At 73.9% G+C, this 20,792-nt stretch carries 19 protein-coding genes; 13 read left to right on the top strand and 6 right to left on the bottom strand.

The features are described 5' to 3' along the window. The first annotated feature begins 17 nt into the window (after positions 1 to 17). Positions 18 to 470, top strand: coding sequence for an aspartate 1-decarboxylase (gene panD / locus AC07FK_RS24720; RefSeq protein ID WP_479107117.1), 453 nt, complete (start codon positions 18 to 20; stop codon positions 468 to 470). A 37-nt stretch (positions 471 to 507) separates the two neighbouring features. Further along, complete coding sequence (locus AC07FK_RS24715) at positions 508 to 1,215, top strand: aspartate/glutamate racemase family protein (RefSeq protein WP_479107116.1); 708 nt, start codon at positions 508 to 510, stop codon at positions 1,213 to 1,215. A 622-nt stretch (positions 1,216 to 1,837) separates the two neighbouring features. Here the strand turns inward: AC07FK_RS24715 and gndA are convergent. Then, positions 1,838 to 3,280, bottom strand: coding sequence for an NADP-dependent phosphogluconate dehydrogenase (gene gndA, locus AC07FK_RS24710; RefSeq protein WP_479107115.1), 1,443 nt, complete (start codon positions 3,278 to 3,280; stop codon positions 1,838 to 1,840). Positions 3,281 to 3,522: 242 nt separating this feature from the next. On the opposite strand from gndA, the gene AC07FK_RS24705 reads away from it, so the two are divergent. After that, positions 3,523 to 4,746: a transglycosylase family protein gene (locus AC07FK_RS24705; RefSeq protein WP_479107114.1), complete on the top strand. Its 1,224-nt coding sequence runs from the start codon at positions 3,523 to 3,525 to the stop codon at positions 4,744 to 4,746. Here the strand turns inward: AC07FK_RS24705 and AC07FK_RS24700 are convergent. Further along, on the bottom strand, positions 4,716 to 5,705 hold the full coding sequence (locus tag AC07FK_RS24700) for a DMT family transporter (RefSeq protein ID WP_479107113.1): 990 nt from the start codon (positions 5,703 to 5,705) through the stop codon (positions 4,716 to 4,718). The genes AC07FK_RS24705 and AC07FK_RS24700 overlap by 31 nt on opposite strands. Positions 5,706 to 5,903: 198 nt before the next feature. On the opposite strand from AC07FK_RS24700, the gene AC07FK_RS24695 reads away from it, so the two are divergent. The 5 genes from AC07FK_RS24695 (at position 5,904) to AC07FK_RS24675 (ending at position 11,306) form a co-directional block, all read left to right on the top strand. After that, on the top strand, positions 5,904 to 6,659 hold the full coding sequence (locus tag AC07FK_RS24695; RefSeq protein WP_479107112.1) for a (2Fe-2S)-binding protein: 756 nt from the start codon (positions 5,904 to 5,906) through the stop codon (positions 6,657 to 6,659). A 33-nt stretch (positions 6,660 to 6,692) separates the two neighbouring features. Beyond that, complete coding sequence (gene glgA, locus AC07FK_RS24690; protein ID WP_479107111.1) at positions 6,693 to 7,859, top strand: glycogen synthase; 1,167 nt, start codon at positions 6,693 to 6,695, stop codon at positions 7,857 to 7,859. 17 nt (positions 7,860 to 7,876) lie between these two features. Continuing rightward, positions 7,877 to 9,094: a glucose-1-phosphate adenylyltransferase gene (gene glgC / locus AC07FK_RS24685; RefSeq protein WP_479107110.1), complete on the top strand. Its 1,218-nt coding sequence runs from the start codon at positions 7,877 to 7,879 to the stop codon at positions 9,092 to 9,094. A 172-nt stretch (positions 9,095 to 9,266) separates the two neighbouring features. Further along, positions 9,267 to 10,760: an SDR family NAD(P)-dependent oxidoreductase gene (locus AC07FK_RS24680; RefSeq protein ID WP_479107109.1), complete on the top strand. Its 1,494-nt coding sequence runs from the start codon at positions 9,267 to 9,269 to the stop codon at positions 10,758 to 10,760. A 366-nt stretch (positions 10,761 to 11,126) separates the two neighbouring features. Continuing rightward, a complete protein-coding gene (locus AC07FK_RS24675; protein WP_453406212.1) occupies positions 11,127 to 11,306 on the top strand; it encodes a hypothetical protein in 180 nt (59 codons plus the stop codon). 57 nt (positions 11,307 to 11,363) lie between these two features. On the opposite strand, the gene AC07FK_RS24670 is transcribed toward AC07FK_RS24675, so the two are convergent. Genes AC07FK_RS24670 through AC07FK_RS24660 form a run of 3 tightly spaced genes read right to left on the bottom strand, consistent with a single transcriptional unit; the run spans position 11,364 to position 13,831 of the window. Further along, positions 11,364 to 11,837, bottom strand: a complete 474-nt coding sequence (locus AC07FK_RS24670) for a hypothetical protein (RefSeq protein ID WP_479107108.1) — start codon at positions 11,835 to 11,837, stop codon at positions 11,364 to 11,366. A 42-nt stretch (positions 11,838 to 11,879) separates the two neighbouring features. After that, a complete protein-coding gene (locus AC07FK_RS24665; protein ID WP_479107107.1) occupies positions 11,880 to 13,301 on the bottom strand; it encodes a lipase maturation factor family protein in 1,422 nt (473 codons plus the stop codon). 8 nt (positions 13,302 to 13,309) lie between these two features. Then, positions 13,310 to 13,831, bottom strand: a complete 522-nt coding sequence (locus AC07FK_RS24660; protein ID WP_479107106.1) for a DUF1990 family protein — start codon at positions 13,829 to 13,831, stop codon at positions 13,310 to 13,312. A gap of 326 nt (positions 13,832 to 14,157) precedes the next feature. Here AC07FK_RS24660 and AC07FK_RS24655 point away from each other — a divergent pair, with 326 nt between their 5' ends. From AC07FK_RS24655 to AC07FK_RS24645, 3 genes are all read left to right on the top strand, one after another. Beyond that, positions 14,158 to 16,107, top strand: coding sequence for a SpoIIE family protein phosphatase (locus AC07FK_RS24655; protein WP_479107154.1), 1,950 nt, complete (start codon positions 14,158 to 14,160; stop codon positions 16,105 to 16,107). 114 nt (positions 16,108 to 16,221) lie between these two features. Next, positions 16,222 to 17,556 (top strand): wax ester/triacylglycerol synthase family O-acyltransferase, encoded by a 1,335-nt coding sequence (locus AC07FK_RS24650; protein WP_479107105.1) that lies wholly within the window; start codon positions 16,222 to 16,224, stop codon positions 17,554 to 17,556. A gap of 14 nt (positions 17,557 to 17,570) precedes the next feature. Further along, a complete protein-coding gene (locus AC07FK_RS24645; protein ID WP_479107104.1) occupies positions 17,571 to 18,431 on the top strand; it encodes an Fpg/Nei family DNA glycosylase in 861 nt (286 codons plus the stop codon). A gap of 86 nt (positions 18,432 to 18,517) precedes the next feature. Here AC07FK_RS24645 and AC07FK_RS24640 read toward each other — a convergent pair whose 3' ends face one another. After that, positions 18,518 to 19,207: an anti-sigma factor family protein gene (locus AC07FK_RS24640; RefSeq protein WP_479107103.1), complete on the bottom strand. Its 690-nt coding sequence runs from the start codon at positions 19,205 to 19,207 to the stop codon at positions 18,518 to 18,520. A 288-nt stretch (positions 19,208 to 19,495) separates the two neighbouring features. Here AC07FK_RS24640 and AC07FK_RS24635 point away from each other — a divergent pair, with 288 nt between their 5' ends. Together AC07FK_RS24635 and AC07FK_RS24630 are read left to right on the top strand one after the other, a co-directional pair. Continuing rightward, positions 19,496 to 20,272, top strand: a complete 777-nt coding sequence (locus tag AC07FK_RS24635) for a LytR/AlgR family response regulator transcription factor (protein ID WP_479107102.1) — start codon at positions 19,496 to 19,498, stop codon at positions 20,270 to 20,272. Between the two features lie 232 nt (positions 20,273 to 20,504). Next, positions 20,505 to 20,783 carry a hypothetical protein gene (locus tag AC07FK_RS24630; protein ID WP_479107101.1) on the top strand — a complete coding sequence of 93 codons (279 nt, stop codon included), beginning with the start codon at positions 20,505 to 20,507 and terminating at the stop codon, positions 20,781 to 20,783. Positions 20,784 to 20,792: the final 9 nt, after the last annotated feature.

Here is a 20,792-nt window from a genome sequence, read left to right as displayed (position 1 = left end):
GCCTTACAGGAGTGCAAATGCTGCGCACCATGTTCAAGTCCAAGATCCACCGGGCCACCGTGACGGAGGCCGACCTCCACTACGTCGGTTCCGTGACCATCGACGCCGATCTGCTCGACGCCGCCGATCTGCTGCCCGGGGAACTCGTCCACATCGTCGACATCACCAACGGCGCACGCCTGGAGACGTACGTCATCGAGGGCGAGCGCGGTTCCGGTGTGATCGGCATCAACGGGGCCGCCGCGCATCTGGTCCACCCCGGCGACCTGGTCATTCTGATCAGCTACGCCCAGGTCGACGACGCCGAGGCGCACGCCCTGGAGCCGCGCATCGTGCACGTCGACGCGGACAACCGGATCGTCGCGCTCGGCGCCGACGCGTCCGAGCCGGCGCCGGGCGGCGACACCCTCCGCAGCCCGCACGCCGTCGCGCGCGCCGGTGCGCGGGAGGCGTCCGCCATCACGGCTTAGCGGCGAAGCCCAGCACAGCCCGGCCTAGCATCGCGGCATGCTGACCCTGCTGCACACCTCCCCGGTCCACGTCCCCGTCTTCGACACCCTGTGCGACCGGGAGCACCCCGGCCTCGCACTGCGCCACGTCGTCGACGAGGAACTGCTGGCTCTGGCCCGCTCCGGCAGGCCCGGCGCCGCGGACCGCGCCGTCGGCGCGGCGCTCACCGAGGCTGTGCGGGCCGGGGCCACCGCCGTGCTGTGCACCTGCTCCAGCATCGGCGCGGCGGCGGAGGGGTACGCCGCACGGCTGGGCGTTCCGGTGCTGCGGGTGGACCGCCCGATGGCGGCGGCCGCCGTAGCCGCCGCCCCGGAGCGCGAAACCGTCCGCGTCGCCGTCGTCGCCTCCGTGGACAGCACGTTCGGGCCGACGTGCGACCTCGTACGCCAGGAGGCGGACGCGGCGGGACGGTCCGTCGCCCTCCGCACCGTGCTGGTCGACGGCGCCTGGCGGTACTTCGAGGCTGGCGACCGGACGCGCTATGTCGACCTCGTCGCCGAGGCCGTGGACGCCCTCACCGACGTGGACGCGGTGGTCCTGGCCCAGGCGTCCATGGCGGACGCCGCCGCCCGCACCCGGGCCCGCCCGGCCGTACCCGTACTCTCCAGCCCCGCACCCGGTCTGCGCGCGGCGGCGGCGGTCGCCCGGCCGGACCGCGCGGCGCGGGGGCCCGCCACCGCGCTGGCGGGCGGAAGCCGGCCGTAGCGGCCGTCGCGTCCCGCGCGCCGGTGGAAATGCGATGCGCACGAGGCGCGGGCCGTTGTCCGTGGGGCCGCTGGGGCTGCGATGCGTACGGCGCCCCGGGCCGTGTGCGCGGCCGCTGGACCGCGATGCGCACGAGGCCCGGGCCGTTGTCCGTGCGGCTGCTCGGGACGCGGTGCGTACGCCGCTCGGGCTGTGTCCGCGCAGCCGCTCGGGTCGGGATGCGTATACCGCCCGTGCCTGATCCGCGCGGCCCACCAGGTGTGGCCCCGGCGGGCGAGGGCAGTCGCAGCGGGAGAAAGTGGTCTTGATCCCGTCACCCGACGGCCACTCAGGGAGGCCAGCCATGACGCATCCGCAGCCGGTACCACCGTCCCCCACGCCGCCCCCCGGCCCCGTACCCGGACCGGGCCCCGGCCCGCTCCCCGACCCGGGGCCCCTGCCCCACCCCGGCCCGGGACCCGGACCGGGCCCGGAGCCCACTCCCGACCCCGGCCCCGCCCCCACGCCGGAGCCCGGCCCCGGGCCGGTTCCGCCGGGACCGGCGCCGGATCCGATCCCCAAGCCGCCGGGGCCCGACCCCGTACCCGACCCGGAGCCCCAGCCGGGACCGGCCGGACCCTGATCAGCCGGTGCGCACCTCCGACCGGTCACCGCCCCAGAGGGTGTGGAACGAACCCTCGCGGTCGGTGCGCCGGTAGGTGTGCGCCCCGAAGAAGTCGCGCTGCCCCTGGGTGAGGGCCGCGGGCAGCCGTTCCGCGCGCAGCGCGTCGTAGTACGCCAGCGCCGCCGAGAAGCCCGGCGTCGGCACGCCCCGCAGCGCCGCCCCTGCCACCACCGCGCGCCAGTCGTCCTGCGCCGCGCCCATCTCCTCGGTGAACCCCTTGTCCGACAGCAGGCTCACCAGCCCGGGCCCGGCGTCGTACGCGGCCCTGATCCGGTCGAGGAACGCGGCCCGGATGATGCAGCCCGCGCGCCAGACCGCGGCCACGGCCCCGAGATCGATGTCCCAGCCGTACGTCTCGCTCCCCGCCCGGATCTGGTGGAAGCCCTGCGTGTACGACACGACCTTGGACGCGTAGAGCGCCTGCTCCACCTGGTCCGCGAAGGCGGCCGCCTCCGCCTCGGAGAGCGGGGCGGCCGTGGGGCCGGGCAGGTCCCGCGAGGCCCGGCGCAGGTCCGTGTGCCCGGACAGCGAGCGGGCGAAGACCGCCTCCGCGATGCCCGACACCGGAACGCCCAGGTCGAGCGCGATCTGGACCGTCCACCGGCCCGTGCCCTTCTGCTCGGCCTCGTCGGCGACCACGTCGACGAAGGGCTCGTCGGTGGTGTCGTCGATGTGGGACAGCACCTCGGCGGTGATCTCGATCAGGTACGAGTCGAGCCGCCCGGTGTTCCACGAGCGGAACGTCCGGGAGATCTGCTCCGGGCCGTAGCCCGCGACGGCCCGGAGCAGGTGGTACGCCTCGGCGATGAGCTGCATGTCGGCGTACTCGATGCCGTTGTGCACCATCTTGACGAAGTGCCCCGCCCCGTCCGGCCCGACATGGGTGACGCAGGGCGTGCCGTCCTTCGCCTTCGCGGCGATCCTCTCCAGCAGCGGTCCCAGGGACGCGTACGACTCGGCCGACCCGCCCGGCATGATACTCGGGCCGTGCAGCGCGCCCTGCTCACCGCCGGAGATGCCCGTACCGACGAAGTGGATACCGCGTTCCCGCAGCTCCCTCTCGCGGCGCCGGGTGTCCTCGAAGTGCGCGTTGCCGCCGTCGATGACGACGTCACCGGGCTCCAGCAGCGGCGCGAACTGCCGGATCACCGCGTCCGTCGGCTCGCCCGCCTTCACCATGACGACCAGGCGGCGCGGCCGTTCCAGGGCCGCCACGAAGTCCTCGGCCGTCTCGGCCGGTACGAACGCGCCCTCGTCGCCGAATTCCTCGACGAGGGCGCGGGTCCTGGCCGCCGTCCGGTTGTGCACCGCGACCGTGAGGCCGTTGCGTGCGAAGTTGCGGGCGAGGTTGCCGCCCATCACCGCGAGCCCCGTTACACCGATCTGGGCCTTGTCACTCATGCGTGAGCTCCTGGGGTGTCCGTGTCTGCGTCCGTGGGGATACGTGCCGACGGACCCGGCTGTTCATTCGATCTTCGTGCCGCGCGACGGCTTCCGCACCCCGGGCCGGTCCGGCCGGACGGCCGAAGGGCCAATATGCCAGCGGCAGGGGTGAGTTCGGCGTACAAGCCCTTGTCTCGGAGCGTACGGTGGCCCTACTTTGCGTCGTGTCCGACGCGTGACGTGAGTGGGGGGAACCGAGCATGGCCGCATCCGGTCGACACCGCCGGTACCAGCCGAGCCGTATCAACCGTGCATCGCTCACGGTCACGGCCGGCGGCGCCGGGATCGCCCTGCCGCTGGTCGCGCCGGGAGCGGCCGACGCCGCTTCGGTGGACGTCTGGGAAAAGGTCGCGGCCTGCGAGTCGACGAACAACTGGCAGATCAACACGGGCAACGGGTACTACGGCGGTCTGCAGTTCAAGCAGTCCACCTGGCAGGCGTACGGCGGCACGGCCTACGCCCCGCGCGCCGACCTGGCCGACAAGGACGAGCAGATCGCCGTGGCCGAGAAGGTGCTCAAGGGGCAGGGGCCGACGGCGTGGCCGCTGTGCTCCGTACGGGCCGGCCTGACCCGCGGAGGCGAGGCGCCGGACATCAGCACCGGGCCGAAGGCCGCCCCGGACAGGACGGCGCAGCCCAGGAAGGCGCCGGCCACCACCGCCCACGGCGCGAAGGATCCCGGCCGGGCGAAGGGCGAGGCGAAGAAGGACCGGCCGGGGAAGGACGCGGCGAAGGCGAAGGGGAAGACGTACACCGTCGCCGGCGGCGACACCCTCTCCACCATCGCGGACGACCAGGACGTCAGAGGCGGCTGGCAGCGTCTGTACGCGGCCAACCGTCAGGTCGTCGGCGGCGACCCGGACCTCATCCTCCCCGGACAGCGCCTGACGCTCGACGGCTCCCGGACCGACGGCGGGCGGAAGTCCGGACCCGCCAAGAGGGCGGGGGAGCGCACCGGCAGGGGGAGCGAGGCCGAGCGCGCCCCGGCTCCCCGGCCGCCCCAGAAGGAGACCAGGTCCCGGGGCCTCACGGCTCCGGTCGACACCGGACCCAGTACGCCCTACCGCGCGGCGGGTTCCTCCTGGGCCAAGGGCTACCACACCGGGGTCGACTTCCCGGTGCCCACCGGAACCGCGGTGAAGTCGGTCGCGTCAGGCCGGGTCGTCTCGGCCGGCTGGGGCGGGGCGTACGGCTACCAGGTCGTCGTGCGGCACGCCGACGGCAAGTACAGCCAGTACGCGCACCTCTCCGCGCTCACCGTCCGCGCGGGCCAGAACGTCGGCGCCGGCCAGCGCATCGGCCGCTCCGGCTCGACCGGCAACAGCACCGGCCCCCACCTCCACTTCGAGGTGCGGACCGGGCCCGGTTACGGTTCCGACATCGACCCGCTGGCCTACCTCAGGGCGGGCGGCGTCACCGTCTGAGTCCGGGAGCGGGACGTCACGGGGCTGGTGGTACTGCGACCTGCCGCGAATCTCGCCTGGGCCGTGGGCACGGGAAATACCGGCGCCTGCGCCGGCACGCCCGGAGGCCGCCGCTCGGCGTGCGCCCCCATCCGCTCGGTCGTCAGCAGGATGAGACCGCCGGCCGCCACCACTCCGCAGCCCAGCGCCAGCGCCGTGCCGGTCGCGCCGTACCGGAAGTGCTCGCCGAACAGGGTGATGCCGACGGCGGCGGCGACCACCGGGTTGGCCACGGTGACCGTGGCCAGCGGGGCGGCCAGCCCGGCGCCCCGGTAGGACGCCTGGGAGAGCGCCATGCCGGCGGTGGCGAGCCCCGCGATCGTCAGCAGGCTCGGCACCTGCCCCGCCAGGCCGCCGGGACCGCCCGACGCCGCCCAGTCGACCGCCACGGTCTTGGTGAACACCGAGCCGATGCCGAACGCCACGCCCGCCGCCGTCGCCAGCAGGACGCTGCGCACGACGGCACGGTGCACCCGCTGCGCCACCAGGAACAGCACCCCCACCCCGCCGGCCGTCACCAGCGTCACGGCCGTCCGCTCCCCGGCGTCCAGCGACTGCGCGTCCGCGGTGCCGGTGAGCGACAGCAGGCCCGCGAGACCGGCCGACGCCATGATCGCCCCGCGCCAGGCGGCGGCGCCGGCCCGGCGCCGCACGAACACGGCCGCCATCGGCAGCGCGAAGACGATGGTCAGTGCTCCCAGCGGCTGGACCAGGGACAGCGGCCCGTACGCCAGAGCTCCGACGTGCAGCAGCGCGCCGACCCCGTTGAGCGCCACGGCGGCCCACCACGCGCCGCGGCGCAGCGGGGCGTACGGGCGGGCCGGGGTCGTGGCCGCGACGCGCTCCTGCACGATGGCGCCGGCCGCGTACGCGACAGCGGAGACCAGCGCCAGCAGCACGGACAGCGCGAGAGCACTCATGGGCTCCACGATGTCTCCTCGAAGCGTTCGCGTCGTCGTCCTTGAGCACGCATTGCGGCGTACTGCCGAAGGAGTACGGAGGTCCGGCCGGCGTCCTCCTCGCGGTGCGGATCTCCCCTCCCCGGGGCGGAGGACAGCGGCCCCGCGCCGTACGAAGGCGTCGTGTGACACTGGCCCGGGCGGAAGGGCGGGGAAACCATGGAAAGTGCGGACGGGGCGGGCCGGGTGGACTGGGCGCAAGTGGCCTCGGTGGGCGGGTTCTTCGCGCTGCGCACGGGAACGCCCGACGGGGGCGCTCACGTGCCGCTCGCGCGGATCTACGCGGGTGACACGGCCCCGCTGGCGTTCCGCGTCGACAAGGTCGCCGCCCGGCTCGGCGCCCCCGAGCGCAGAGTCGCCGCGTCCGTCGCGCAGCTGGGGCTCGCCGCCCGGCTGTGGTCGCTCGCCCTGGGCCCGGCCGCGCTGTACGGCGAGTTCCCCGCCCTGCCGCCGGCCGGGCTGTGGTGGGACGCCGACCGTACGTCGCCGGACGACCTGTGGCTGACGGCGCCGTCGCGCCCGCTGCCCGCCACCGCCGAGCACATCCGCGAGGTGGTCCAGTACGGCCATCTCGTACCTCTCGCGGACGCCTTCCGGCGGGACGGGCGGATCTCCCGCGCGCTGCTGTGGGGCAACGCCGGCTCTGCCCTGGCCGGCGCCGCACGCGAACTCCACTCCTGGGCGCGGACGAACGGGCGGCCCGAAGTGGGCGAGCGGGCCCGCGCGCTGGCCGCCGAGCTCTTCCGTGACCCGGACCTGCGCGGCACCGGCACTCTGGACGGCGCGGCCTTCCGCCGCCGCAGCTGCTGCCTCTACTACCGCTGCCCGTCCGGCGGCGTGTGCGGCGACTGCGTGTTCGCACGCGCTCCGCGGCGCCCGGTGCGGCGGTCTTCCGCACAGCCCGTATCTGAGTGACCATCGGGGGAGGGCGACGACGGGGGGACCGCGGTGAAGGTGGGACTGCTCACCCGTGAGTATCCGCCGGACGTCTACGGCGGAGCCGGGGTCCACGTCGAGTTCCTGGCACGCGAGTTACGCGCCCTCGCCCAGGTGGAAGTGCACTGCTGGGGCGCCCGTGAGGCCCTCGCCGGAGTCCAGGGCCACCGTCCCGACGACGCCCTCGGCCACGCCAACGAAGCCCTGCGCGCCTTCTCCGTCGACCTGAGGATGGCCGCCGCGCTCGAAGGGTGCGACCTGCTCCACTCCCACACCTGGTACACCGCCCTCGCCGGCCACTTCGGCAAGCTGTTGCACGGCGTCCCGCACGTCATGACCGCGCACTCGCTGGAGCCCCTGCGCCCCTGGAAGGCCGAGCAGCTCGGCGGCGGCTACGCGCTGTCCGGCTGGGCCGAGCGCACGGCGATCGAGTCCGCCGACGCCGTCATCGCCGTCTCGCACGGCATGCGCGCCGACATCCTGGGCAGCTACCCGGCCCTCGACCCCGGCCGGGTGCGCGTCGTGCACAACGGCATCGACACCGCGCTCTACCGGCCCGATCCGCGCACGGACGTGCTGGAGCGCACCGGCATCGACCCGCAGCGCCCGTACGCCCTCTTCGTCGGCCGGATCACCCGCCAGAAGGGCGTTCCCCACCTGCTGCGGGCCGCCCGGCGTCTGGACCCGGGCACGCAGCTCGTCCTGTGCGCCGGCGCCCCGGACACCCCGGAGATCGAGCGGGAGTTCCGCGACCTCGTCGACGAGCTGCGTCGCACCCGCGAAGGCGTGCACTGGATCGAACGGATGCTGCCGCGCCCCGACGTCGTCCAGCTCCTCACCCACGCCGCCGTGTTCGTCTGCCCTTCGGTGTACGAACCGCTCGGCATCGTCAACCTGGAGGCGATGGCGTGCGGCACGCCCGTCGTCGCCTCGGCGGTGGGCGGCATCCCGGAGGTCGTCGAGCACGGCGGCACGGGACTGCTCGTGCCGTACGAGGAGGCGCGGCCGGCGGTCTTCGAGGCGGACCTGGCCGCCGCCGTCGACCGGCTGGCGGGGGACCGGGACACGGCACGGCGGATGGGCGCGGCGGGCCGCGAACGCGCGGTGCGGGAGTTCGGCTGGGACACCGTGGCACGACGCACGGCGGCCGTGTACGAGGAGATCCTCAAGTCCAAGTAGCGAGCAGGAGGCGGCAGATGCGCGGTGGACCTTCGGTGCTCGGGATCGTACTGGCGGGCGGGGAGGGCAAGCGGCTGATGCCGCTGACGGCCGACCGGGCCAAACCGGCGGTGACGTTCGGCGGCACGTACCGGCTCGTCGACTTCGTCCTGTCCAACCTGGTGAACGGCGACATCCTGCGCAACTGCGTGCTGACGCAGTACAAGTCGCACTCGCTGGACCGCCACGTGACCACCACCTGGCGCATGTCCAGCCTTCTGGGGAACTACGTCACCCCCGTCCCCGCCCAGCAGCGGCTCGGCCCGCGCTGGTACCTGGGGAGCGCCGACGCGATCCTGCAGTCGCTCAACCTCGTGTACGACGAACAGCCCGACTACATCGCCGTGTTCGGGGCCGACCACGTGTACCGCATGGACCCCCGGCAGATGCTGCGGCGCCACATCGAGAGCGGCGCGGGCGTCACCGTCGCCGGCATCCGGGTGCCGCGCTCCGAGGCGTCGTCCTTCGGCGTGATCACACCGGCCGCCGACGGCACACGGATCGAGCGGTTCCTGGAGAAGCCGGCCGACCCGCCGGGCCTGCCGGGCGACCCCCGGCGCGTCTTCGCCTCCATGGGCAACTACATGTTCACGGCCAAGGTGCTCGTCGACGCCCTGCACCGGGACGCCGAGGACGGAGACTCGGCGCACGACATGGGCGGATCGATCCTGCCCATGCTGACCGAGCGCGGGGTGGCGCAGGTCTACGACTTCGACGACAACCACGTGCCGGGGGAAAGCCCGCGCGAGCACGGCTACTGGCGCGACGTCGGCACCCTGGACACGTACTACGACGCCCATATGGACCTCATCTCCGACCAGCCGCAGTTCAGCCTGCACAACCGCCGCTGGCCTGTCTACACGCACCCCGGCCAGCTGCCCCCGGCCCGCTTCGTGTCCGGCGGCATCGCGGGCGAGTCGATCGTCAGCGCCGGCTGCTGCATCGGCGGCCAGGTCACGCGCTCGGTGCTGTCGCCGGGAGTGGTGGTGGAGGAGGGAGCCGTGGTGCAGGGGTCCGTGCTGCACGACAACGTCCGCATCGGCCGGGGAGCGGTCGTCAGGGGCTCGATACTCGACAAGAACGTCGACGTGCCGCCCGGAGCGACGATCGGTGTGAATCCGGAGCGGGACGAGCAGCTCTACACCGTCTCGAAGAAGGGCGTCATCGCACTCGGCAAGGGCCAGGTGGTGTCCTGACCGTCGTCCGTCCGCCGCCCCCGTACCCTCTGTGCCCGTGTGAGATGCGTCGCTGCGCGCCCGTCGCGGGGGGAAGGGGTTTGGCGCTGGGCCGCCCGCTTACGTAAAGTTCGGATTTTGGAAGTTCCCGAGCGGCACAAGCAGCACGAGCGACACGAGGACAGCAGCGGCGATGACGGTGACAGAGGACAGTCCGGCGGCGTACGGCGACATCCCGGACGGCCAGGACACCCCGGCGTTCGGCCCCGGCATCGACCCGGACCGCATGGCCGTCTGCCTGAGCGTGCTCGACGAGCTCGACAAGCTGGACGTCGACCACCCCGACGCCGTCGCGGTACGCCGCGCCACCGCCGGCATCTACCGGACCGTGAAGCAGCGCCGCCGCCAGGAGCGCCGCGCCGCGAAGACGGCCCACGACCGCGCCGTCACGCACGCCACCGCCACCGGCTCCGCCGACCGCATCGACGACGAGACCCAGGGCGTACTGCCGTCCTCCACGGCCACCGCCGAGATCGCCGGCATACTCCAGCGCCCCAGGTCCTGCTACATCTGCAAGACCCGTTACGTCGAGGTCGACGCCTTCTACCACCAGCTGTGCCAGAAGTGCGCCGCCGAGAACCGCGCCCGCCGCGACGCCCGCACCGACCTGACCGGCCGCCGCGCGCTCCTCACCGGCGGCCGCGCCAAGATCGGCATGTACATCGCGCTGCGGCTGCTGCGCGACGGCGCGCACACCACCATCACCACGCGCTTCCCGAACGACGCGATCCGCCGTTTCAAGGCGATGCCGGACAGCGAGGAGTGGATCCACCGCCTCAAGATCGTCGGCATCGACCTGCGCGACCCGGCCCAGGTCGTCGCGCTCGCCGACTCGGTCGCGGCCGAGGGCCCGCTCGACATCCTGATCAACAACGCCGCCCAGACCGTACGCCGCTCCCCGCGCGCGTACAGCGAGCTGATCGCCGCCGAGTCCGCCCCGCTGCCCGCCGGTGAGCTGCCGGCCGCCGAGGTCATCGGGGCCTTCGGCTCCGGCGCCCAGCTGTCCCTGCCGACGGCCCGGCCCGAGGGCCTCACCGCCCAGGAGGTCACCGACCTGGCGCTGGTCACGGGCTCGGCGTCGCTCGCCCGGATCGAGGCGGGCACGGCGATCGACGCGGGCGGCCTCGTCCCCGACCTGGACGACACCAACAGCTGGATCCAGACAGTTTCCGAGGTGGACCCGGTCGAGCTGCTCGAGGTGCAGCTGTGCAACTCGACGGCGCCGTTCATCCTCATCAGCCGGCTGCGTCCGGCGATGGCCGCGGCCGCCGCCCGGCGCAAGTACGTCGTGAACGTCTCCGCCATGGAGGGCGTCTTCAGCCGCGGCTACAAGGGCGCCGGGCACCCGCACACCAACATGGCCAAGGCCGCGCTGAACATGCTCACCCGTACCAGCGCCCAGGAGATGCTGGAGTCGGACGGGATCCTGATGACCGCCGTGGACACCGGCTGGATCACCGACGAGCGCCCGCACCCCGACAAGATGCGGCTCGCCGAGGAGGGCTTCCACGCCCCGCTCGACCTGATCGACGGCGCCGCCCGCGTGTACGACCCGATCGTGCGCGGCGAGGACGGCGAAGACCTCTTCGGCGTCTTCCTCAAGGACTACGCGCCCGCCAACTGGTAGGACTTCCGGCACAGGTCCGGTGTACGACGCCCCCCGGGGCCGTCGTGCGCCGGACTTCCGTGTTTCCGGCCCTGTGGCGTCCGCGCCCGCCTGCGGTCCCGGGCCCGGACCGTCGCGGGCGGTCTCGGGATGAACGGGACACGAAGGGCAGCAGGCCGAAAGGTGACGTAAACCATCGAGCGGAACCGCGCTCATATGGGTACTCTGTTGGACACGGACCGCCTCACCAAGGCCACTCCCGTCTGAGTAACCGGCGCCACCGCGACCGTAATGCCCCCATATTCCTGACCCATCGGGCGCCCGGTCGCCGCCGGCCCAGGCCACGGCGACACGTCCGACGGGTTACGCGACACAGAGGAGTGCGCGGTGACGCCAGAGATGACAAAGCAGGACAAGCGATCGCACGACGGCGAACGGGCCCAGGCCCGTCGCCGCAGGCCCGACGAACTGGGCAGCCTCGAAGTGTGGTCCCGCTCCGCCCCCATCCGGCTTGCGGGGTACGAGGAGGACCTGGCGGAGCCGCACATCCTGCCGGGGATCGACTGAGCGAACCGGGTACGACCGCGTCCCCCCGCCGCGCCGGCGGGGGGACGCGGTCGTCGGTCAGCGGCGAGGGCCGGCGGGCGGGGGCTCGACCTCCAGGAAGCGCCGCTTGCGCGGCCCGCGGTACAGCAGCGCCGTCCAGCCGAGGCGGCCGAGCTCGCCGGCGCACCGGGCCAGCGCCTCCTGCTCCTCCCGAGCGGCGCCGCCGCCCGGCGGCCCGAGCCACTCCACCCGTGCCGTGCCGGGGCGCTCGCCCGCGCCGACGCGGTACCCCGTCGCGGTCCGCGCGCCGGAAGCGTCCACGGCCGACGCGGGGATGCCCGCCGCCTCCAGTACCAGGGCCACGGAACGCACCGCCTGCCGGACCTCCCACGCCGCCGGCACGGCCTGCGGGTCCCCGGCCTCCGTGTTCGTCAGGCGTCTGATCTGCATCAGCCCCTCGAACGCTACCCGCACCTCGGCGCCCCGCCGCCCTTCGGACGCCCCGGGCGCCGGCCCGTCGCCGGTCGCCGCCTCGAACGCTCCCGCCGTCATCGCCCCCGCCTCCCCGCGTTCCGGATGGAACGCCCGATTCTGTCAGGGCGGCGCCGTGCGGGCGAGCGCCATCGGGGGCCGGAACTCGCGCACCAGGGTGCGGTGCCACCACGCGCCCGTCGCTCGCAGCTCGCGCCAGGTGGTGAAGCGGTAGCGGTAGACGCGGGCCCTGACGTGGGTGGGCGGAGCATCGGGGAAGGGGTTGCCGCGCAGCAGCCGCAGCGTCGCCGGATCGCCGGTCAGCAGCCGCTCCACGAACGGGTCGAACCAGGCGTACGCGTACGCGGGGGAGAGCGCCGCGAACCACATCATCCAGTCCAGGCGCAGGTGGTACGGCGCGAACTGGCGCGGCAGCCTGCGCGGATCACCCGGCTTGCCCTTGAACTCGTACGCACGCCACACCGTGCCGCGGTGCACCACCGGTTCGTCCGTGCCCTCGACGACGATCTCCTGCCGGACCCGGCTGATGCTGCCGAACGCGCCGTACGCGTTGACCAGGTGGAGCGGGTCGTACGAGCGGTTCATCGCCTGGCGGCGCGAGAGCAGATTGCGGGCGGGCCGGTAGCTGAGCGCGACCAGCAGCGCGGTGACGGCGACGACCACCACCTCGTACCAGAGGGGGGAAGCGGGCAGGGCGGGCGCGGCGACCCACGGGGAGAAGTCGACCACGGAGAGCGCGAGGACGATGGTGAGCCAGTTCAGCCAGGCGAAATTGCCGGACAGCACCAGCCACAGCTGGGTCAGGACCATCAGGCCGGCGGCGGCTCCCGCGACCGGCTGCGGTGTGAAGAGGAGCACCGGCACGAGCAGTTGGGTCACGTGGTTGGCCGCCACCTCCACCCGGTGCAGCGGCTTGGGGAGGTGGTGGAAGAACCAGCTCAGCGGGCCCGGCATCGGCTGGGTCTCGTGATGGAAGTCCAGGCAGGTGAGCCTGCGCCAGCACAGGTCGCCGCGCAGCTTGATCAGCCCCGCGCCGAACTCCACCCGGAACAGCACCCACCGCAGGAGCCACAGCACCAGCACCGGAGGGGCGGTGCGCTCGTTGCCCAGGAAGATCGCGAGGAAGCCCGCCTCCAGGAGCAGCGACTCCCAGCCGAACGCGTACCAGGTCTGCCCGACGTTGACGATCGACAGGTAGAGACCCCACAGGGCCGCCCACATCAGCATGGCGGTCCACAGCGGCCACCGGTCCGCCGCGCCGGCCGCGAGCGCGGCTGCGAGCAGTGCGCCCGCCCACGCGCACGCGGCGAAGAAGCGGTCCGAGTAGTGCAGCCGGAAGAGGGTGGGCGACTGGCGGCCGGGCACCCGCCGGAGGAATGCGGGCACCGGCAGGATGCCCCGGGAGCCGATGAGCGCCCGGAACTGGAGGGCCGCCGTGAGGAACGCGACCAGATACACGGCGGCCAGGGCCCGCTGGAAGACCAGCCGGCTCAGCCAGTAGTCGGGCTCGGTGAACCACTCCATCACGCCCATTATCGGCGGACGGGCGCTCCCGTGGCGATCCGCCGCAGGGTCCTGCCGAGGCGCCGGGCGTACCAGTGCTGGAAGACGGGCACCAGCGGACCGGCGAGGCGGGCGTACCAGGCGGCCGGGAGGCTGAACGCGGTGACGGTGAACCACACCGTGCCGTCGTCCGCCAGCTCCACGACGAACGACTCCTCGCCGCACTCCGGGTGCCGCCCGGTCGTCCCGTACGCGAAGCCCGTGCGGTCCTTCTCGTACGCGGTCCAGACCACCTCGCACGGCGCGGTGATGCGCAGCGGGCCGGCGCCGAGCGAGCACTCGACGGCGGCGCCCGGTTCGGCCCGCGCCGCGTCCGCCCGTACCCGCACGCCCGACGCCCGGTGCATCCGCCACGTGGTCACCGCCGCGCCCGCCGCCTCGAAGGCGGCGCGGCCGGAGCCCACCGCCGCGCGGTGGCGCAGGTGGTGGTAGCCGGCGGGCAGCGGCGTTCGCAGGGTGGCGCCGGTCTCGGGGTAGGTGAGCCTGCTCATGCGGTGGTCTCCTTCGGCCGTTCCCGGGCCCGGCGCGCAATGGGCTCGGATTTGAACGTGTTCAAGTAGCAGTGGGACGACTCTACGGGGTGAGTTGAACGCGTTCAAGTCGTCGTTCCCCGGTGCGCCGTTTTCCCGCGGCCCCGCATGCGCGAGCCGCGGACCGCGCCTAGCGTGGGTCCATGGACGCGGGCGAAGGGGGCGGGGAGGCGGCGGAGTACTGCCGGTGCTGGGAACGGAAGGGCGGTGTGGCCTGCTGCTTCTTCGAGGTCTACGGCTCCACCCTCGGCCTGGGCGGATTCGACTGGGACCTCGACAGCGGCACCATGCGGATGGACGCTTCCGCTCTGGCCGTCTTCGACATGCCTGCCGGGGAGTACTCCGGCCGCCCGGAGGATCTCGGCGTGCGCGTGCCGCCCGCCGAGGCCGCCCGGCTCGACGCCCTGGTCGCCCAGGCGCTGAAGAACGGCAGCGTCACGTACGGCGCCTACTTCCGGATCCGCTGCCGCGACGGGGCCCTGCGCTGGACCCACACGCAGGGCGCCGTGCGGCGCGACGCCGACGGCCGGCCCCGGCGCATCATCGGCATCGTCCGCGACGCCACCCAGGAACTGGCCGACTCCACGGACCGGCTCGAACACGACGCCGAGAGGCGCCGCAGGACCAGCGTCGTCCAGGGCACCACGGCCGCCCTCGCCCACGCGCGCACCGTGCAGGACGTCATCGACGTGCTCAACGACTCCCAGGGCCTGGAGAACCTCGGAGCGGCCAGTCTCGTCATGGGGCTGGTCGAGGCGGGCCGCATCCATCTCGTCGCCGACGGTCCCGACGGCTCCTTCATGCCCGGCACCCGCTACACCCGGATCGACGAGCAGTACCCGATGAGCGAGGTGGTCCGCACCCTCGCGCCCCGCTTCATCGAGTCGCCCGAGGAATTCGCCGCCTCCTACCCGATGCTGTGGCCGCACATCAAGAACCTCGGCATCACTTCCGCCGCCTATCTGCCGCTGATCGCCCAGGCCCGGCCGGTCGGCGCGCTCGGCCTGCTCTACGGCGACCGGATCGGCTTCACCTCCGACGAACGCAACGTCCTGATCGCGCTGGGCAGCAGCATCGCGCAGAGTCTCCAGCGGGCCATGCTCTTCGAACAGGACAAGGACCTCGCCGAGGGTCTCCAGCAGGCCATGCTGCCGCGCCGCATCCCCTCCGTCCCGGGCGCGCAGATCGCCGTCCGCTACCGCTCGGCCCGCCTCGGCCGCGACATCGGCGGCGACTGGTACGACGTGATCCCGCTGCCGGGCGGACGCGTCGGCACGGTCATCGGCGACGTACAGGGGCACGACACGCACGCCGCCGCCGTCATGGGCCAGCTGCGCATCGTGCTCCGCGCGTACGCCGCCGAGGGGCACACCCCGGCCACCGTGATGGCCCGCGCCTCCGTGTTCCTCCACGAACTGGACACCGAGCGCTTCGCCACCTGCACGTACGCCGAGACCGACTTGACCACCGGGGTCGTCCAGCTCGTGCGCGCCGGGCACATCGACCCGCTGATGCGCCACGTGGACGGCACGTGTCGCAGACTGCCCGCCGCCGGCGGCCTGCCGCTCGGCCTGTCGGCGGAGTTCGGCCAGCTCGAATACCCGGTGTCGACCATCGAACTGGACCCGGGACAGACGCTGCTGCTGTGCACCGACGGGCTCGTCGAGCTGCCGGGCGCGGACCTCGACGACGGCATGCAGATGCTGTCCGCCCTCGTCCACAGCGGTCCCCGCGACCTCCAGCAGCTGGCCGACAAGCTGTGCGAGGTCGTGGACGAGCGGGGCGGTGAGGACGACGTGGCGCTGCTGCTCCTGCGCCGCAAGGGCGCGGACGTGCCGCAGGCGGGCGGGCGGCTCCAGCAGCACGTCGCGCAGAACGACCCCGAGGCACTCCGTTCGGCCCGGCACATGGTCCGTGCGGCGGTACGGGCCTGGGGCGCGCGGGACCGGGCCGACGAGATCGAGCTGGCCGCCGACGAGCTGATGACCAACGCGCTGATGCACACCGACGGCGGGGCCATCATCACCGCGCGGGTGCTGACGGGCGCGCAGCGCCGGCTGCGCATCGAGGTCGAGGACCGTTCCAGCGCGCTGCCGCGCCGCCGGGAGGCGGGGGAGTCGGGCGTGTCGGGGCGGGGGCTGATGCTGGTCGACCGGCTCGCGGACGTCTGGGGCGTGGAGTCGCGGGGGAGCGGCAAGTGCGTCTGGTGCGAGTTCGTCGTACCCGACCGGCGGTGAGCGTCCCTGTCCGACCAGTCGGTAACCGTTTGTGGTCAGGTCGTACTTGACCGTGACCGGCCGTCCGGGATTGACTGCGGACTCTCCACCGGCCTCCGACGACGTGAGGGCTCCTTGAGCACCGAGCTTCTGGCACCTCTTGATCTGGCCTTCTGGCACCTCGAATCCACCGACCACCCCATGCATCTGGGTGCCCTCGCCTTCTTCGACGGGCCGGGCGACGGCGACTCCGTCGCGAAGCTGCTGGCCGAGCGGGCCGCCGCGATCCCCCGGCTGGGCATGCGCGTGCGCGCCGTCCTGCTGCCGGTCGGCGGGGCGGCCTGGTCGGCGGCCGAGGACTTCGACGTACGCCGGCACGTCCGGCGGATCAGGCTGCCCGAGAACGACTTCGAGGCCCACGCCACCCACATCGCCGGCGCACTGATGGAACAGCCGCTCGAACGCGGCCGGCCGCCCTGGGAGATGTACGTCCTGACCGCCGGCGACTCCGGCGCGTTCGCCGTACTCGTCAAGCTGCACCACGCCCTCGCGGACGGCATGCGCGCCGTCGCCATCGGCGCGGGCATCTTCGACCAGATCGCCGGCGCGAGCGCGGCCGGCGCCCGCCGGGAACGCGGCGTGCCGCCCCGCTCCTGGCTGCCGGGCCCGCACCAGGTGGTCGGCTTCGCCCGGGACCGGATCGAGGAGGTCGGCAGGGCCGTCGGCATCGGCGCCTCCGTCATGCGGGCCAGCCGCTTCGACCCATGGGGAGCCAGCGCCTTCGCTGCCGGATCCAGCGGGACGCGGCGCCTCGGCACCGCCGTGCTGGGACTGGAGGACGTACTCACCATCCGCAGGGCGGCGGGCGGCACCGCGAACGACGTGCTGCTCGCCGTCGTCGCGGGCGCCCTGCGCCGCTGGATGCTGGAGCGCGGCGAACCGCTGCCCGGCGCCGACCCGCGCGCCCTGGTGCCGGTCTCCCGGCGCAGGCCCGGCAGCGCCGCGGCCTCCGGCAACAAACTGTCCGCCTACCTCGTCGGCCTGCCCGTCTCCGAGGCGGACCCCTGGGCGCGTCTCACGGCGGTGCGCCGGACCATGGACCGCAACAAGGCCGAGGGGCCGGGACGCGGCGCGGGGGCGGTCGCCGTACTGGCCGACCACCTGCCGCCGCTCGCCCACCGGTTCGGCGCCCCGCTCGCGGGCAGCGCGGCGCGGATGCTCTTCGACCTGCTCGTCACGAGCGTGCCGCTGCCCCGCTCCGCCCTCTCGCTCGGCGGCACCCCGCTGCGCGCGATCCACCCGATGGCTCCGCTGGCCCGCGGCCAGTCCCTGGCCGTCGCCCTCACGACGTACGGCGGCCGGGTGCACGCCGGGCTGGTCGCGGACGCCAAGGCGGTCCCCGACCTGGACCGGCTGACCGGCGGCCTGATGGACGAGCTGGCAGCCCTGCTGCGGGCCGCCACGGGCTGAGGCACGCTGGGAACATGCCCGAGCTGCCGGAAGTCGAAGCCCTGCGAGAGTTCCTCGACGAGCACCTGGTCCGCCGGGAGATCACGCGGGTCGTCCCGGTCGCCGTCAGTGTGCTCAAGACGTACGACCCGCCGCCCTCGGCGCTGGAGGGCGCGGCGGTCACCTCCGTGGGCCGGCACGGCAAGTTCCTCGACATCGGCGCGGGCGGCCTGCACCTGGTGACCCACCTCGCCCGGGCCGGCTGGCTGCGGTGGAAGGACGAACAGCCGGCCGAGCCACCGCGCCCGGGCAAGGGCCCGCTCGCGCTGCGCGTGGTCCTGGCGGACGGGGCCGGGTTCGACCTCACGGAGGCCGGCACGAAGAAGAGCCTCGCCGTCTACGTCGTACGCGCCCCCGCCGAGGTGCCGGGCATCGCGCGGCTCGGCCCGGATCCGCTCGCCGGCGGCTTCGGGCGCGACCGGTTCGCGCGACTGCTCGCGGGCGAACGGCGGCAGCTCAAGGGAGCCCTGCGCGACCAGAGCCTGATCGCCGGGATCGGCAACGCGTACAGCGACGAGATCCTGCACGCGGCGAGGATGTCCCCCTTCAAGCCGGTCGCGAACCTCACCGACGAGGAGGTCACGGCGCTGTACGAGGCGATGCGCACCACCCTCGGCGAGGCCGTGGAACGCTCGCGCGGGGTGGCCGCCGGCCGGCTGAAGGCGGAGAAGAAGAGCGGACTCAGGGTGCACGGCCGCACGGGGGAGGCATGCCCTGTCTGCGGCGACACCATCCGCGAAGTGTCCTTCAGCGACTCGTCGTTGCAGTACTGCCCGACCTGCCAGACGGGCGGCAAGCCCCTCGCCGACCGCCGGCTGTCGCGCCTGCTCAAGTGAGGTCGGCGGCGTAGGCCGGGGCGGCGACGCGCGCCCGGCCCGTACGCCCCGGAGGTCCCGGAACCGGACCCGACGACGGCCCCGGCTCAGTCCCCGAGCGTCACCAGACGCCTGCCGTCCACCGTGCGGACCTCGAAGCGGTCGATCTCGGAGCCGCGCAGGGCCGCGCCGCCCTCCGTGCGCAGCGGCTCCTCGTGGCCCTCGACGCCGGGCATGCCGTAGCCGCCCTCAGGCACCGCCCACGTCGTGACCGTCTGTTCCTCGCCGTCCTTGCCCACGGCGACGAGTTCGCAGGTCAGGGGCCCCGAGACCCGCGCCAGTTCGAGCCCGACCGCCGCGCCCCAGCCCCGTTCGCTCAGGGCGACCGCCGCCCGGACCCCGGAGGCCGGATCGGTGGCGGCGTACCGCCGCACCGGGCCGTCGTCGTCACCGGCCCCCGGCCGCAGGCCGAGCGCCGCGACCGGGCCGCCGATGATCAGCACCGCCGCCGCGGCGACCAGCCGCAGACGGCGCCTGCTCCGGCGCCGGCGGCCCGCCTCGACCACGGCGAGCAGCCGGTCCAGCAACCCGGCGGTGGGGGGCTCGGGCAGCGGCGCGGGGGCGCCGCCGGCATGGGCGTAGGCGGCCAGCGTCGACTCCAGTCCGGCGAACTCGCCGAGACGCACGGCGCACGTGGCGCAGTCGGCCAGGTGTTCCTCGAAGCGGAACGAATCCGCTGGATCGAGGACGCCGAGCGCGTACGCGCCGACGTCCCGATGCCGCTGGTTCCTGCTCATGGGGCAATTCCTAGGGGGCTCGCGTGGTTCGTGGGGTAACCGACAGGTCGTCCTGAGGTACGCACATCGCGGCGTTTCTGCTCATGCCGAGCGCCGGCCGGGGCGGATTTCTCCCCGCAATCCCGGGCCAGGGGCGGTCGGCGTGCTCCGGCGGGTGGCCGGCCCGCGGTTCCCGCGCGCGCTCCGGGCGGTCGGGGCGCACCGCGCGGGGCGCCGGGGGCGGCCCTTTCGCCGCGAAGCCGCCGACCCGTATGTCCAGGTCACGCCGCCTGCTCCTACACTCCCCCCATGTTGCGCGCACTGGCTGTCGACGACGAACGACCGGCTCTGGAGGAACTCCTCTACCTGTTGCGCGCCGATCCCCGGGTCCGCAGCGCCGAAGGGGCCACCGACGCCACCGGGACCCTCCGCCGGATCAACCGCGCGCTCGACGCCGGCCCCGACGGCGACGACGCCATCGACGTCGTCTTCCTCGACATCCACATGGCCGGGCTCACCGGGCTCGACATCGCCAGGCTCCTCGGCGGGTTCGCCCGCCCGCCGCTCATCGTCTTCGTCACCGCCCACGAGGGCTTCGCCGTCCAGGCCTTCGACCTCAAGGCCGTGGACTACGTCCTGAAACCGGTACGCCGCGAACGCCTCGCCGAAGCCGTACGCCGCGTCTGCGACCAGGTCGAGGCGAGCCCCGCTCCGGCGACGGCGGCTCCGCCCGCCGTCGCGCCGCAGACCTTCGCCGACCAGATCCCCGTCGAACTGGGCGGCGTCACGCGGTTCGTCGCGATCGACGACATCGCGTACGCCGAGGCGCAGGGCGACTACGCGCGCCTCCACACGCGCGCCGGCAGCCACCTCGTGCGCATCCCCCTCTCCACCCTCGAGGAGCGCTGGGCCGCGCGGGGCTTCGTCCGGATCCACCGGCGCCACCTCGTCGCCCTCGGCCGCATCGACGAACTGCGGATGGACGCGGGCGCGACGACCGTGCGCGTCGGCGACGCCGAGCTCGCCGTGAGCCGCCGCCACGCGCGCGAGCTCCGCGACCTGCTCATGCGCCGGGCGCGCGGCTGACCGCCGCCGGGGAACAGCCGAGCGCGGCCACCCGTCCCGGCCGCCCGGACCGCGGCCGCCGGGCAGCCGCCAGGAGTCGACCGCCGCCCCGCCTTTCCCCCGACCGCCGGTCCTGCTCCGGACGCCGTTCACCGCCGTACCCCCGCCGCTTGCCGCTTCCGGTCCGCCGGCCGTCCGTACGGCCCCCGCCCGCCGCATACGCTCGGCCGGGCCACCGTGACAAGGAGCCCGGATGTCCGAACTCGACGCGCTGCTGGAGGAGCTCCGCGGCCTGCCGCCGACCAGGCCGGCCGACGCGCGCGATCTGGAGGCGCTGCTCACCGGGGTCAAGAGCGCGGCGGGCCGCTGGGCGGACGTACTGGACGAGGTCCGGGAGGCCGCCCGGGACCTCGCCGGCCCGCGCACCGCCGCCGCCCTGGAGATCGCCTTCCGCCGGGCCGAGGAGTCGTACGCCGAGCTGGAATTCGCGCTCGACGACTGCGGCGGAAGCGCGCGAAAGCCCGGCCGCTGACCCCTACCC

This window comes from Streptomyces sp. NPDC046122 (assembly GCF_056429965.1).
The sequence above is the reverse complement of the archived record's forward strand: the minus strand, read 5'-3'. Positions and strand labels throughout refer to the sequence as shown.

Coding starts and splice junctions, on each gene's coding strand:
- panD (WP_479107117.1), top strand. CDS start 18: ATGCTGCGCACCATGTTCAAGTCCAAGATCCACCGGGCCACCGTGACG.
- AC07FK_RS24715 (WP_479107116.1), top strand. CDS start 508: ATGCTGACCCTGCTGCACACCTCCCCGGTCCACGTCCCCGTCTTCGAC.
- gndA (WP_479107115.1), bottom strand. CDS start 3,280: ATGAGTGACAAGGCCCAGATCGGTGTAACGGGGCTCGCGGTGATGGGC.
- AC07FK_RS24705 (WP_479107114.1), top strand. CDS start 3,523: ATGGCCGCATCCGGTCGACACCGCCGGTACCAGCCGAGCCGTATCAAC.
- AC07FK_RS24700 (WP_479107113.1), bottom strand. CDS start 5,705: ATGAGTGCTCTCGCGCTGTCCGTGCTGCTGGCGCTGGTCTCCGCTGTC.
- AC07FK_RS24695 (WP_479107112.1), top strand. CDS start 5,904: ATGGAAAGTGCGGACGGGGCGGGCCGGGTGGACTGGGCGCAAGTGGCC.
- glgC (WP_479107110.1), top strand. CDS start 7,877: ATGCGCGGTGGACCTTCGGTGCTCGGGATCGTACTGGCGGGCGGGGAG.
- AC07FK_RS24680 (WP_479107109.1), top strand. CDS start 9,267: ATGACGGTGACAGAGGACAGTCCGGCGGCGTACGGCGACATCCCGGAC.
- AC07FK_RS24670 (WP_479107108.1), bottom strand. CDS start 11,837: ATGACGGCGGGAGCGTTCGAGGCGGCGACCGGCGACGGGCCGGCGCCC.
- AC07FK_RS24665 (WP_479107107.1), bottom strand. CDS start 13,301: ATGGAGTGGTTCACCGAGCCCGACTACTGGCTGAGCCGGCTGGTCTTC.
- AC07FK_RS24660 (WP_479107106.1), bottom strand. CDS start 13,831: ATGAGCAGGCTCACCTACCCCGAGACCGGCGCCACCCTGCGAACGCCG.
- AC07FK_RS24655 (WP_479107154.1), top strand. CDS start 14,158: ATGCGGATGGACGCTTCCGCTCTGGCCGTCTTCGACATGCCTGCCGGG.
- AC07FK_RS24645 (WP_479107104.1), top strand. CDS start 17,571: ATGCCCGAGCTGCCGGAAGTCGAAGCCCTGCGAGAGTTCCTCGACGAG.
- AC07FK_RS24640 (WP_479107103.1), bottom strand. CDS start 19,207: ATGAGCAGGAACCAGCGGCATCGGGACGTCGGCGCGTACGCGCTCGGC.
- AC07FK_RS24635 (WP_479107102.1), top strand. CDS start 19,496: ATGTTGCGCGCACTGGCTGTCGACGACGAACGACCGGCTCTGGAGGAA.
- AC07FK_RS24630 (WP_479107101.1), top strand. CDS start 20,505: ATGTCCGAACTCGACGCGCTGCTGGAGGAGCTCCGCGGCCTGCCGCCG.